Below are 12,903 nucleotides of genomic sequence, written 5' to 3' on the forward strand. Positions count from 1 at the left end.
AGGGTTGTCAGGAACCACCATTCCGGTGCCCCCATCCACTCACCCCTATTAACCATTCGTTAACCATTCCCTCGCTAGCGTTTACCTCTCAGTAAGGATTCGCCAGCCGTGACTTTTGCCGCTCCCCTCGAGGCCAAATCCATTCGCTTTCGCGCCCGCTCCTTCGTCGCGTTCACGCTGACGCCGGAAGCGCCCTTGGGGGCCTGGCTGGAGGGGTTGGATCACTGGATCGGCAACTCGCCGGGCTATTTTTCCGGGCGGCCGGTGCTGCTCGATCTGAACACGCTGAAGCCTGAGCCGAGCGAGATCGCGGCGCTGGTGGCGGAGCTGGGTACGCGCGGCATCCGCATCTATGCCATCGAGCTCGACGGGGCGGCGCTTGGCCCCGAATTGCCGCCGGTGCTGGTCGGCGCCAAGGAGGCGACAACCGATGGCCTGCTGCCCGGCCGCAAGGCGCGGGATTCCGGCACATCAGAGGGCAAGGCCGAGGGCAGGGCGCCTGAAGGCAGCGCGGCCAAGATGGGCGAGGGCAAGGCTGGCGCAAGCAAGGTGGACGAAAGCGAGCCGCAGGTTGCGCCCGAAGCATCCGGCACGTTGATGATCAAGGCGCCGATCCGCTCCGGCCAGGCGATCGTGCATCCGCATGGCGATGTCATCGTGCTCGGCTCGGTTGCGTCCGGTTCGGAGATCATCGCGGCGGGCTCCATCCATGTCTACGGCACGCTGCGCGGGCGCGCTTCGGCGGGTGCGCTGGGCAACAAGGGTGCGCGCATCTTCTGCCGCAAGAACGAGGCCGAGCTTTTGGCGGTCGACGGCTGGTACGTCACCGCCGAGGAGATGGAAGGTGTTTCGCGCGGCAAGCCGGTGCAGGCGTTTCTCGATGGCGAGAGCCTGCGCGTTTCGACGCTGAGCTGACATTCGATATTGGGGCGGCCGGGCCGGCCGGCCAAGAACAACAAATGAACAACAACGGAGGCTTTTCAATGGGCAAGGTAGTGGTGGTCACCTCGGGCAAGGGGGGCGTCGGCAAGACGACCTCGACGGCGGCCCTTGGGGCTGCGGTCGCCAAGACCGGCAAGAAGGTGGCGCTTGTCGATTTCGACGTCGGCCTGCGCAACCTCGACCTGATCATGGGCGCCGAGCGCCGCGTGGTGTTCGATCTCGTCAACGTCATCCAGGGCTCGGCCAAACTCTCGCAGGCGCTGATCCGCGACAAGCGGGTGGAGACGCTGTTCCTGCTGCCGGCCTCGCAGACGCGCGACAAGGATGCGCTGACCGAGGAGGGCGTCGGCGAAGTCATCGACAAGCTGCGCTCGGTGTTCGACTATGTGTTCTGCGACAGCCCGGCCGGCATCGAGCGCGGCGCGCAGCTCGCCATGCGCTTTGCCGACGAGGCGGTCATCGTCACCAATCCGGAAGTGAGCTCGGTGCGCGATTCCGATCGCATCATCGGCCTGCTCGACGCCCGCACCATGAAGGCCGAGCAGGGCGAGCATATCGCCAAGCATGTGCTGGTCACGCGCTATGACGCGGCGCGCGCTTCGCGCGGCGAAATGCTGTCCATCGACGATGTGCTGGAAATCCTGTCGGTGCCGCTGCTCGGCATCATTCCCGAGAGCCAGGATGTGCTGCGCGCCTCCAATCTCGGTTCGCCGGTGACGCTGTCGGAGCCGCTCAACGCCGCCGCGCGCGCCTATCTCGACGCCGCCAGGCGGCTGGAGGGCGAGGACCTGCCGGTCGTCGTGCCGTTCGAGCGCAAGGGTTTCCTCGATCGTCTTTTGGGAAGGAGGGCGGCATGAACCTGCTCGACATCTTCAAGCGGCGCTCCAGCGCGCCGGTGGCGCGCGAGCGGCTGCAAGTGCTGCTTGCCTATGAGCGCCGCAACCGCAGCCAGCCCGACCTCGTCTCCATCCTGCGCGAGGAGATCATGGCCGTCATCGCCAAGCATGTGCAGATCGACCAGGACTACCTCCAGGTCTCGATGGACCGCGGCGAGACCATGTCGACGCTGGAGATCGATATCCAGATCCCCAACAAGAGCGCCGTGCCGCTGGCCATGGCGGGGTGACTTAGCAAGACTTGGGTTCCTCGCCCCCGCGAAGCGGGGGAGAGGTGGCCGCGAAGCGGTCGGAGAGGGGGCCTGCCACGCTGGCGGGTTTCCTCTGAATTCATTTGAGGCCGAGCCATTCCCCCGCTCCGTCTCGGGCTTCGCCCGAGCCACCTCTCCCCCGCTTTGCGGGGGTGAGGAACCCAGGCCGTGCAGGTCGCTCGCAGCATCCAACCCCCCAAATGTCCCAAATTTACGTTCCCGCCAACGGGGGCTTCCCCTGCGTGGTCAGCGGATGTAAGGTTATGTTAGCAATTCGTTAAGTACTGAATTCGGGGGTATGCGTAAAAGGAGTTCGGGCATGAACTTCAAGGGCTTGATCAAGCGTGCTGAAGACGTAGACAAGGCATTCCAGGAACTGCAGATCGATCTGGCGGATGCGCTGGAATCGGATCTCAGCGCAGAGGACCAGGCGCCGCTAGAGAGCGACACTGTCGCGGATGCCCCGGATCAGGCGGCAGGACCGGACGACGCGCCGCCCGAGGCGAATGCGGCAAATTCGGACAGTGCGGACAATAATGATGATGCCGACGATACGGGCAGTCCCGAAACCGCGCCACGACTGACACCCCATACCCAGACCCGGCTGGCTGCGTTGAGTGCCTTCGAAGGGCTCTTCCATGACGCCAGGGATTATCTGGAGGAGATCAACGACAAGCTGTCGGAGATCGGGACCTCACACCACCTGACGCGCGAATTCCTCAACATCCTGCACAGCGACATTCTGCGCGCCAACGAGCTGGAGCTTGTAAATGCCGGCCTGGCCGCCGAACAAAGAACGCTGTCGGAAAAGCTGCACGACGCGGTGAGAAAGCTGCGCGAGCGTGAAGGCGCTTTCGAAGCGCTGCAACAGCATGAGACAAGCCTGGTTCAGGACAGGGAGGCGCTTCGTGCGGCGCTTGCCGCGGTCAGGCTGGAACTCGTGGAGACAGCCAATGCGAGCGCAAAACGCGACGCGGAGTTCGGCGACATCGCCAAGCGGCTGACCGCCAGAACGGTCGAGGCCAACAGGCGCTTGCGCGAGAGCAAGATGCTGCGGGAAAAGCGTGTCAGCCTGTCGATCGAGCTCGACAAGGCGCTGAAGCGGGAATCCCAGGCGCGCCACAGGCTCGACGAGCTGTCGACGATCCATGCCAGCGAAGCAGCGCGGCTTGCCGAACTGCTGGCCGCGCTCGGCAAGAGCGAGAAAGAGGAGATGCGGCTGCAGAAGTCGCTCGAGGCCGCACAGGCGAAGCTGTCGGAAACAACCGAAGCGGCGCGCATGATGGAAGGCGACAGGGAAGCCGAGCTGGCTCGCAGCCAGGCGGAAATGCGCGGGTTGCGTTCGGAGATCCAGAATCTGCAATCGCGACTGGAGCAAACCTCGAACGAGAACAACGACGCCGCCAGCGAGATCGCCAGGCTCAAGAGTGAATTGAACGACGCCCTGGCCGAAAAGAAAATCGCCGATGAAAGATTGTCCGCTCTCACCCAGGAGAACGACAACGACAAGATGAACCTTTCGAAAGTGAACGCCGATCTCTCACAGCTCACGCTGCAACAGGCATCGGAACAGATACAGCTCGATGTCCAGAGGCAGGAATGCGACGACCTCAGGGCCGAAATCGAGTCACTCAATGCCCGGGTCAAGGAATTGCTGCCCTACGAGCGGCTCCACAAGGCCACCAGCGGCAGATCGAGCGAGAGCGGCGTGGTCGAGATTGCCGGTGTGGTGGCGGAGAAGGCGCGGGCAACGGGCAGGCGGCGCATCCGCAGGAACCTCCGCGCGGCGACGTAGCTCACGTCGCGGGCTCTCCGCGTCGTCGCGGAGAACCCGCGAGGGAGGCCGGCACCTCACCCGGAGAGTAAGCCCAATGGAGCACCGGCCAAGGCGGATCGACAGGTCCGCCGCACAGGCAAGGTAACGAGCCTGAGCACTGCATGGCATTGGTGCGATCACGGAAGGTGCCAGCGGCAATTCCCTGGCCTCCTGATTCGAACCATGCGGCGGCCCGCCAGCCGGCAAGCCACGAACGCCTACGGGCAGCGATCGCGTGGCTCTTGTTTTTATGCATGTCGTTGACCCAAAACCGCTGCGCACTTTTGGGCGACATGAATCAGTCGAGCGGTTCGTGCTGGTAAAGCTCGTCCATGGAGAGCGAGGCCAGGGCGCCGAACGGCGCCTGCTTTTTCACGCGGCCGGCGCTCAGGATCACCACGTCGTCGCAGAACGAGACGGTGCTGTGATGGTGACTGATGACGATTGTCGTGCGGCGGCCGGCTCTCGACTTCAGGGTCTCGACGATTGCCGCTTCCGACAGCCCGTCCACCGCATTGGTGGCTTCGTCCAGGATGAGGAGATCGGGATCGCGCACCAGGGCCCTGGCCAATGCGATCCGCTGCCTCTGTCCCGCCGACAAATTGACACCCCTGTAGCCAACCAGCGTCTCGTAACCCTGAGGCAGCCGTTCGATGAATTCATGCGCTTCGGCCAGTCTTGCGGCGCCCTCGGCGTCGCCGACTGTCGCCGCGTCCTGGCCGTAGGTTATGTTTTCAAAAATGGTGCCGTCGACCAGTTCCAGCTCCTGGCTGGCCAGGGCGATGTGCCGTCGCCACTGGCTGGCATCGATCCCGTCGAGCGGTGATCCATCGACGAGAATCCTGCCGGTGTCCGGTTCCACAAAGCGGCACAGGAGATTGACGATCGTCGTCTTGCCGGCGCCCGAGCGGCCGATCAGCGCCGTCGAGCGGCCACTGCTGATGTCGAACGTCGCCGCATGCAGCACCACCTCACGCCGGTCCGTGCCGGAATAGGTGAACGTCACATCGTCGAACTTGATGCCCTGGCGCAGACCATGGAACGGCCCGTCGCCTCGCGGCGGTTGCGGCTTGCCCGTGGGATCCAGCAGCCAGGTCACCTCTTCGAGCGATCCGCTCAGGCCTTGCAGCTGGCTCCACGACCCTTGCAGGGCCCGCATATGCGGCTGTAGCCTGTAGAGCAGTATGACGAACGCGATGATCAGCGGGAAACTCACCTGCGCCAGCCAGGCGCCGATCACCACCGCCAGGAACAGCATGGCGTGGAGAACCTCCGTCAGCGGCGGCAGCGCTCCCTGGCGCACGAGCAGGACGAAAGAGGCATGGCGAACCGCGTCGGACGCCGTATCGAATATCGCCTTCTCCCGGGTCTCCTGTCCGAAGATGCGGATCAGCCGTCCGGCATGCACAAGGTGGAGCATCTGGGAGGCGAGGTGGCCGTTGCGCGAGGCGACGCTGCGGCTGGGCTCCTTCAGATTGGCCGAGAGGACGGCGTGGGCGATCTGGACGAGCGCCAGTCCGAGCGTGACCAGCAGCGTCATGCGCCACGAAAGCAGCAGCAGGAAAGCCAAGAGGATGATGGCGGCCGATGCGCTGACGATGGCCGACAGCATGATCTGGATCGCATCGGATGCCCGCCAGGATTCGTTGGAGATGATGTTGAGCAGGCGTCCCGGACTCTGCCGCAGGAAGAACGGGTAGCCGACCCGCAAGAGCTGCTCCGACAAGGCGCTGCGGATCGAATGGCTTGCCTTGCCGGAGATGAAGGTCGTCAGCAGCGTGTTGGCGAAGGCGAAGACGTTCTTCAGGACGATCGAGCCGAGGATGGCGACCGAAATGGCGACAAGCCGGTCGCGTTCGCTCAAGCCCGATCCGACATGCTGGAGGACAGCGGAGAAACCGGCCATTCCCGCCGCATCGCCGTGTCCCATGATGATGCCCAGCAACGGGATGATCAGGCCAATGCCGAACCCTTCGAGGACGGCGCTGACCAGACCGAGAACCACCACGGCCGGAAGCAGGCGCAGTTGCCGCTTTCCGAACGCCCGGAACAGCATCGGCAGGCTTGGCGGCAGCAATGGCATTATAGCGTTTTCACCTCGCCTGGGCATTGGCTTGTTGATCTTGCCGCACCGGCTCAGCCTGCGGCCGTCTCGCCAGCAGGAGAACCGCGAACTTGGCCGCGCCGCGCAAATTCATGGCCACGATCGGCCAGTGCGACAGGTTGAGTTCACGATCGAACGCGGGCCCGCGCGCCAGTTCCCGGAAAGCTCCTCGTGCGGCCCAGTAGAAATGGCGAAGCAGCCAGGGCGCATGGCGAACATGTTTCAGGCAGAGCCCGCCATTGCCCAGGCTGTAGTCGCGGTGGAGCTTTTCGATGGCTTTGCGATCCCGCCGGCCGTGATGATGGAATATCGTCATATCAGGCACATACTCGACCGGGATACCGAGCAGCATCGCCCGCACGAGGTAATCGGTATCTTCGGCCGACCGCAAGGGTCCGCCGGCGCCGAAGCGTTCGTCGAAATAGCCGATGCGAGCCGCGACATCGCGGTGCATCGTCATGTTGCAGCCCAGCACAAAACCGCCGGGATGGACATCGGGTGTCAGCCGCTCGCGCACCCGCGAGCGCTTGATGGTGAACGGCAAATCCCTGGGATCGCCAAGCTCGACACAGCCTCCCCGGATGAGCCATCGTTCCCCGGACGCATAGTGTCGCTCCAGATCGCGCAAATAGTCGCAATGGACCGCGCAATCGTCATCGACGAAGACCAGCACTTGGCCGCGCGCGCGCCTCAGCCCGGCGTTGCGGGCAGCCGCCAATCCGGGGCGCGGCTCACAAACGGGCGTGAATGGAATGTCCGACATAGCGGCGATGCTGGCCAGGCGTTCGGCCGTGCGGTCGCTCGAACCGTTGTCGACGACCACGAGTTCGGCCGCGAAGCCGGCATGTGCGCGGCACGCGGCCTGCACTGACTTGATGCAGGCATCGAGCACGGCGACGCGGTTGCGCGTGCAGATGATGAAGCTGACTTCCGGCGCCGATCGTTCCGGGCGGGGACCGGCCGGGGCAGGGCCAAGCGCCGTCGAACGATCGCGCTGCAGGGGTTGGTTGGCTTTGACGATCATCCCTCAGCCCGCCTGATAAGGTGCCAGAACCGCCGCTGCGGGCGCGGATTTGAAGAAGTATGCCATGGCGTCCGCTTGCCTGCTGGCCGACAGCGAGGCGAGGCTGAGCCAGGGCGCCCAGGCGCCGGGCCGCAGCGCATATTGCTCGCGGCGCCGGATGACGTTCCACTTCGCGGTCCGCGTCAGCAATTCATGCGTCAGCGAGGGCTGCTTTTCGTCGGCGACGAGCTGGTAGAGAAAATAGAACAGGTTCAGCGCACCGGCCTCGAAGCTCGGCCGCATCGCGGCCGGCAGCGAGCAAATCTCCTGCTCCAGCGCGACGATGAAGTTAGCCGCACGGGCAACCGTGTCGTGGCTGACCGCATCGCCAATATCGCGCAGGTCCCGCGTGGCTTGCGCCAGGCCCTCGCGCTCGAGGTTCTCGGCCACGATCCGCAAATGCGTCCTGCGCATCTCCTTGACGTGCCGGCTGGTCACGCTTGCCTGATGGACGCGGTAGACGACCAGGTTTTCGGGCATCATGGCTGCCGGGTAACGGCTGGCCAGCCGCCTGAAAAGATCGAAATCCTCGGCGTGCCTGTAGGTCTGGTCGTAGTGGAGAACGCCGTCGTTGATCACCTTCCTGTTGTAGACGACCGTCGGGTGCATGAAGATCGTGAAGAACATCGCCAATATAGGGATGCGGCCGAACTGGAACACCGGATCGGGCTTGCCCCTGGCGATGCGGCCGCGGATCAGCATGTCGACGCCGGCGCCGCAGAAGCCGAGCTCGGGCCGCCGCTCAAACAGCGCCACCTGGCGCGACAAGCGCCAGGGATAGGCGACGTCGTCGGCGTCCATCCGCGCGACCAACTCGCCCCGGGCGACCGCCAGCCCTTCGTTGAGCGTCGCGACGAGGCCACGGTTTTCGCGCGAGATGATCGAGATGCGGCTGTCGGCCTCCCGGTGTCGCTCGAGGATCTCGAGCGAATTGTCGGTCGACCCGTCATCGATCGCGATGATCTCCAGGCGGCCGTAATCCTGCCGCAGGATGCTTCCCAGTGCGGCGGCGAGATAGGGCCCGGCATTGTAGACCGGCAGCAGGACGGAGACGAGCGGTGCGGCGGTCATCGTCTTGCATCCGTTCGCTGGAGGTCGAGCGATGGCGTGCGGCCATCGGCCGATCCGCCGGGATAGGCGTCCGCTGGCCTCGCGAGCCAGCCGCCATGGCCGGCCTGCGCGGCACGGGCGCGCGCGACATAGGGGAAGTGACGCTTCAGGCTGCTGAGCGGCCTTTCGAAAACCACCCAGGAAATCGAGGCCACGACAATCGTGGCGGCGCCCGCAACCAGGAACCGCCCCGGCCCTTGCTCCGAGACATTGAGCGGAATCCAGGGCTGCGACTTGACGGCGAGCGACAGCAATATCGGATGATAGAGATAGACGCCGTAGCTGATGCGGCCGAGACCAAGCAGCGGCGGCAGGTCAAGAAGCTTGCCGAGGGCGCCGCCAAGGCCGCGCGAACAGGCGGCGACGATGACCATCAGCGGCACCAGGGGCAGGACTTGCCGCACCAGCCAATGGGCCCATTCCAGCATCGGATCGGCAGGTGCCGGGACAAACCACTCGATGACAAGGAATGCGGCCGCGAAGGCAGGCCAGCTGAGCCGCATCCAGTGCGGCAGGGCCGCGCCCCTGGACCGCCAGCAGGCAAGCAGCGCGCCCGACGCCAGCGCATCCATGGATGCCGGTGGCAGCAGGTCGCGCGCCAGCGCCGGGGTGGCGGTGAGCGGCCAGTAAAAGCGATAGGCCAGCGACAGCGCGATGACGCCTATGCAGATCTGTTCGAAGCGGCGGCGAGGGGCCAAAAGGACGACCAGCGGCCAGGCAAGATAGAACTGCTCTTCGATGCTCAGGCTCCAGAAATGGCATAGCACCCAAGGGTTCCAGTCATTGCGCAGCGCATACCAAAAATTCGACAGATAAAGCGCATGCCAGAGCAGCGATCCCCTGGACTGCTCCAGGTCGACCAGCCAGACGAAACCCAGGACGGCAAAATAGGGCGGGAATATCCGCAGCGCCCGCCTGATGTAGAAGGATCGCAGCGCGGGGCCGGTTTCAAATTCGGCGGCCGAACGCGCTTCCAGCAGCAGGCGCGTGATCAGGAAGCCGCTCAGCACGAAGAACAGCCGCACGCCGATATGACCCCAGAATGAAGATCCTCCCGCCGCGAAGAAATGGGAGTACATCACCATCGTCACGGCGATGGCCCTCAGTGCATCCAGCTGGATGTCGCGGGCGTTTCCCATCAGCGGCTTCCGCCGGCGTTACGCCAGCCGGCCGTTTCGGGCGGCGGGCCAAGGCGGACGAGACCCGCCAGGGCGCCGGCGTCGTCAAACCCGCGCTTCGCGCGTCCGATCGGGGCGAGTCCGATCGGGCCGGGCTCGAAATCGACGGACGGACAGCTCAAGTTGGTCAACCTGACGGAATCCTCCACGGCGTATGTCCAGTCGCAAACGAGTCCCCCAGGAGATCGTTCGGCTACGGCATTGTGCAGCGCAACACAAAAAATCTACCCGACTGAAATACTTGTGTGAGCAAGCGCTGAAAATTGACAAAGCCGGTCGGTTCTCGCCATTTTTGGCGATTTTTCGCAGAATTTAAACCCTATGGTTTAAGTTTTATCGATATTCCCGCTTCGGTTGATTGGGAAGAGATCTTGAATCGAGGGGCCAAGAGCGGCCTAGTTCTTTGTTAAATCACCTGAAATTTCGGAATCTATATTTTGGCTATATGGATTCGACCCTGGTTCAGCGGAGAAATGAGTTGGAATCATTGGCTTTGCGCGGTGCAGCATCGTCGCCGGTTTTTCGTCGGTTGCCGCGCGCAACGCCCGTCACTCGGCCGAGCGGGCCTCTGCTGTGGGCCGCCAACCCATCACACCGCCTCGAACACCACCGTCTGTTCAAGCCCGCCGCCCCGGCGGTTTTCCAGCGTCACGGTGCCGCCGTAGCGCTCGATGATTTCCTTGGCGATGGCGAGGCCGAGGCCAGCGCCCGGGATGGATTGCAGGCGGCCGGGGTCGACGCGGAAGAAGGGCTCGAACGCCTTGTTCAGCAGCTCCGTCGGAATGCCCGGCCCATGGTCTGATATGGTCAGCACGGCGCGGTTGTCGGCCAGGGCAAGGTCGATGGTGCACGCCTTGCCATGGGTGGCGGCGTTGACGATCAGGTTGCGCAAGGCGCGGCGCAGGCCGAGCGCGCCGGCGCGCACGCAAACCTTGTCCAGATGCCCGATGGAGATGGGATGGCCGAGCAACACCATCTCGGCTTCGATATCGCGCACCGTCTTTTCCAGGTCGACCGGTTCGACGGCGTCCTGGTTCACCTCTTCGCGCACCAGGCGGATGGCGCTGTCGGCGATGCGGTCGAGCTCGTCGAGGTCGTGAAGCCATTTGTCGCGCTCGTCATCGAGGAATTCCGCGCGCAGCCGCATGCGCGTCATCGGCGTGCGCAGATCGTGGCCGGCGGCGGCGACCAGCCGCATGCGGCTTTCCATGGCGGTTCTCAGCCGCGACGAGAGCTGGTTCAGTGCGTGCGCGGTGGCCTTGACCTCGGCCGACCCCACTTCCGGCACCGCCGCCAGCACGCCATCCGATCCGATCTTGGAGACGGCGGCCTCCAGCATCTCGAGCGGCCGGATCAGCACCGAGGTGAAATAGACCGACACCGCCGTGGCGCCGGCGACGATCAGCGAGATCCAGCCGGCCAGAACCAGCCACTCGCGTCGTGGCGGCTTGACATGCGGCACCTCCATGATCGCCCAGCGACTGTCGGGCAGTTGCACCGATGCGATCTGGCCGGGTTCGTCCGCCTTCTCGCTGACGACAGCCAGCAAGTCGAGGTCCCGGCGGTGCAGGATGTCGTTGAGCATCGTCGTTTCCGCACGAGCCACCTTGCCGCCCGCCGGGTGGTCGGCGAATTGCACCCGCAGGACGTCCGGGATCGGCCCCGGCAACAGCCGCACCACCAGTTCCATCTGCTGGGCAATCCAGGGCACGGTCAGTTCCGGCGGCGGCCCGCCGCCGCGCACGCTGATGACGGCGGCCGTCGCCAGGCCAACGACGCCGACGATCGAGGCGACCAGCAAGAGGATGAGGCGGCGGCGCAGCGAGTTCACGCGTGGCTCTCCACTGTCTCGACGCGCGCGGTGAGCTGGTAGCCGCCATTGCGCACCGTCTTGAACAGCGGGCCGTCGCCGGTGTCGCTGAATTTGCGGCGCAGCCGGCTCACGAGCACATCGACCGAACGTTCGAGCGGGTCGCGCTCGCGGCCTTGCGTCAGGTCGAGAAGCTGGTCGCGCGACAAAAGCCTGCCGGGACGGTCGAGAAACACCTGCAAAAGATCGAACTCGGCGCCGGTGAGGTCGACGGCGACGCCTTGCGCGTCCGTCACTTTGCGGGTGTCCGGTTCCAGCCTGTAGCTGGCGAAGCGGTAGATGCGGGCGTGCGGCGGCGCAGGCGCCTCCTCGGGCGTCGAGCGCCTGAGCACGGCGCGGATGCGGGCGATGAGCTCGCGCGGGTTGAACGGCTTGCCGAGATAGTCGTCGGCGCCGAGTTCGAGGCCGATGATGCGGTCGACATCCTCCTTCAGCGCCGTCAGCAGGATGACCGGGATGTGCGGCTTGCGGTCACGCAAGGCCCGGCAGATATCGAGGCCCGAGCCGTCCGGCAGCATGACGTCGAGCACGATCAGGTCGAACTGGCCCGCGCCCAGCCGCTGCTCGCAATCGCGCCGGTCCGCCGCCGCCGTGACGCGAAAGCCCTGGCTGTCGAGATAGCGCTGGAGAAGCGTCCTGATCTCGCGGTCGTCGTCGACGACGAGGATATGAGGTTGTGACTGCATGACCGAGCCCTTGCCTGGCCGCGATTATAGGGAGAGCCGCGCCCAAGCGGCATGGAAAATTGCAACTGAATGTTTCCGGTGGCCTGAGGGAAACATTCGGAAACAAATTGCCCTTTTGCAGAAACCTTCGGCAACACGCCGACGCGAAGCGGACAAACACGCTTCCTATCCTCTCATTTGTCCGAAGCATGAGAGAAAGGAACACCGTCATGCGAAGCAGACTTCTTGCGCTCGGCCTGTTTTCCGTCGCCGCAATTCACCCCGTGCTTGCGGCACAGCCCGATCCGGGTGCTGCCCCCGGCGAGCCCCCGGTCATGGCAATGCAGGATGGACCAGACCATGGCCCGATGGCTGGACCCGGCCTGCATGGACCGATGCGGCATGGTCCGCAGGGTTTTGGCCCACAGGGTTTTGGCCCGCAGGGTTTTGGACCCGAAGGCTTTGGCCCACGCCGCTTGGGTCCGCCGCCGGAGTTCATGCTGGCAGCCCGGCTGGCCGCGCTCGAGACCCGCGTCGGCATCCGCACAGAACAGCTCGATGCCTGGCGCGACTACACAAGCGCGCTGCAGGCCGTGCTTTCGCCGCCGCGGCGTGATCACGGCCCTGGCGGGACCGGCGAGGGCGGTCGCGGTCCCGATGCCGGCGCTCCCGAGGGTCCTGGCGCCAAGCCAGATCCCTTCGCCTTCCAGGAAAAGCTGGCCGACGACGTCACGGCCCGCGCGGTATCAGCCGGCAGACTGAAGGACGCGATCGCTGAACTGCGCGCCAAGCTGACGCCCGAACAACTCGAACTCCTCGCTTCGGCGGAACGCCCCCATGGACCACCCCCCGGTCCATGGGGCGGTCCGCCGAACGATGCAGCCGGCCCCAGGGGCTTGCCCAACGATGGCAGGCAGCTCCCACCCCAGCCCGGGAACGACGAGCAACTCTGACCGACTGCGCCGGCCGGCCCGGTACCCAACCCGTTCTCGGGCCGGCCGGTTTAGG

General features: G+C 64.8%; 11 protein-coding genes. 5 read left to right on the forward strand and 6 right to left on the reverse strand.

The window, feature by feature from the left end; genetic code table 11:
• Positions 1-108: 108 nt before the first annotated feature.
• From minC to FCU66_RS03280, 4 genes are all read left to right on the forward strand, one after another.
• A complete protein-coding gene (gene minC, locus FCU66_RS03265; protein WP_136621698.1) occupies positions 109-915 on the forward strand; it encodes a septum site-determining protein MinC in 807 nt (268 codons plus the stop codon).
• A 68-nt stretch (positions 916-983) separates the two neighbouring features.
• Positions 984-1,799 carry a septum site-determining protein MinD gene (gene minD, locus FCU66_RS03270; RefSeq protein ID WP_136621761.1) on the forward strand — a complete coding sequence of 272 codons (816 nt, stop codon included), beginning with the start codon at positions 984-986 and terminating at the stop codon, positions 1,797-1,799.
• Positions 1,796-2,068 carry a cell division topological specificity factor MinE gene (gene minE, locus FCU66_RS03275; RefSeq protein WP_024501686.1) on the forward strand — a complete coding sequence of 91 codons (273 nt, stop codon included), beginning with the start codon at positions 1,796-1,798 and terminating at the stop codon, positions 2,066-2,068. The genes minD and minE overlap by 4 nt, the downstream gene beginning before the upstream one ends.
• A gap of 340 nt (positions 2,069-2,408) precedes the next feature.
• Positions 2,409-3,884, forward strand: a complete 1,476-nt coding sequence (locus FCU66_RS03280; RefSeq protein ID WP_136621699.1) for a coiled-coil domain-containing protein — start codon at positions 2,409-2,411, stop codon at positions 3,882-3,884.
• Positions 3,885-4,203: 319 nt separating this feature from the next.
• Here the strand turns inward: FCU66_RS03280 and FCU66_RS03285 are convergent, their stop codons facing one another.
• The 6 genes from FCU66_RS03285 to FCU66_RS03310 all read right to left on the reverse strand — a co-directional run bounded on the left by FCU66_RS03285 (position 4,204) and on the right by FCU66_RS03310 (position 11,916).
• Entirely contained in the window at positions 4,204-5,988 is a 1,785-nt protein-coding gene (locus tag FCU66_RS03285; protein ID WP_136621700.1) for an ABC transporter ATP-binding protein, read from the reverse strand.
• A 10-nt stretch (positions 5,989-5,998) separates the two neighbouring features.
• Positions 5,999-7,033, reverse strand: a complete 1,035-nt coding sequence (locus FCU66_RS03290; protein ID WP_136621701.1) for a glycosyltransferase family 2 protein — start codon at positions 7,031-7,033, stop codon at positions 5,999-6,001.
• A gap of 3 nt (positions 7,034-7,036) precedes the next feature.
• On the reverse strand, positions 7,037-8,143 hold the full coding sequence (locus tag FCU66_RS03295; RefSeq protein WP_136621702.1) for a glycosyltransferase family 2 protein: 1,107 nt from the start codon (positions 8,141-8,143) through the stop codon (positions 7,037-7,039).
• On the reverse strand, positions 8,140-9,321 hold the full coding sequence (locus tag FCU66_RS03300; RefSeq protein WP_136621703.1) for an acyltransferase family protein: 1,182 nt from the start codon (positions 9,319-9,321) through the stop codon (positions 8,140-8,142). The genes FCU66_RS03295 and FCU66_RS03300 overlap by 4 nt, the downstream gene beginning before the upstream one ends.
• Before the next feature lie 628 nt (positions 9,322-9,949).
• Positions 9,950-11,191, reverse strand: coding sequence for an ATP-binding protein (locus tag FCU66_RS03305; protein WP_136621704.1), 1,242 nt, complete (start codon positions 11,189-11,191; stop codon positions 9,950-9,952).
• Positions 11,188-11,916, reverse strand: a complete 729-nt coding sequence (locus FCU66_RS03310) for a response regulator (RefSeq protein ID WP_136621705.1) — start codon at positions 11,914-11,916, stop codon at positions 11,188-11,190. The genes FCU66_RS03305 and FCU66_RS03310 overlap by 4 nt, the downstream gene beginning before the upstream one ends.
• A 209-nt stretch (positions 11,917-12,125) precedes the next feature.
• Here FCU66_RS03310 and FCU66_RS03315 point away from each other — a divergent pair, with 209 nt between their 5' ends.
• A complete protein-coding gene (locus FCU66_RS03315; RefSeq protein ID WP_136621706.1) occupies positions 12,126-12,848 on the forward strand; it encodes a hypothetical protein in 723 nt (240 codons plus the stop codon).
• Positions 12,849-12,903 lie beyond the last annotated feature (55 nt).

Origin of the sequence: Mesorhizobium norvegicum (assembly GCF_004919685.1) — a bacterium.
In the GTDB taxonomy this organism is placed as follows: Bacteria; Pseudomonadota; Alphaproteobacteria; order Rhizobiales; family Rhizobiaceae; genus Mesorhizobium; species Mesorhizobium norvegicum.

Excerpts from the sequence above, each read along its gene's own strand:
- minD (WP_136621761.1), top strand. The coding sequence starts at position 984 with ATGGGCAAGGTAGTGGTGGTCACCTCGGGCAAGGGGGGCGTCGGCAAG.
- minE (WP_024501686.1), top strand. The coding sequence starts at position 1,796 with ATGAACCTGCTCGACATCTTCAAGCGGCGCTCCAGCGCGCCGGTGGCG.
- FCU66_RS03280 (WP_136621699.1), top strand. The coding sequence starts at position 2,409 with ATGAACTTCAAGGGCTTGATCAAGCGTGCTGAAGACGTAGACAAGGCA.
- FCU66_RS03285 (WP_136621700.1), bottom strand. The coding sequence starts at position 5,988 with ATGCCATTGCTGCCGCCAAGCCTGCCGATGCTGTTCCGGGCGTTCGGA.
- FCU66_RS03290 (WP_136621701.1), bottom strand. The coding sequence starts at position 7,033 with ATGATCGTCAAAGCCAACCAACCCCTGCAGCGCGATCGTTCGACGGCG.
- FCU66_RS03295 (WP_136621702.1), bottom strand. The coding sequence starts at position 8,143 with ATGACCGCCGCACCGCTCGTCTCCGTCCTGCTGCCGGTCTACAATGCC.
- FCU66_RS03300 (WP_136621703.1), bottom strand. The coding sequence starts at position 9,321 with ATGGGAAACGCCCGCGACATCCAGCTGGATGCACTGAGGGCCATCGCC.
- FCU66_RS03310 (WP_136621705.1), bottom strand. The coding sequence starts at position 11,916 with ATGCAGTCACAACCTCATATCCTCGTCGTCGACGACGACCGCGAGATC.
- FCU66_RS03315 (WP_136621706.1), top strand. The coding sequence starts at position 12,126 with ATGCGAAGCAGACTTCTTGCGCTCGGCCTGTTTTCCGTCGCCGCAATT.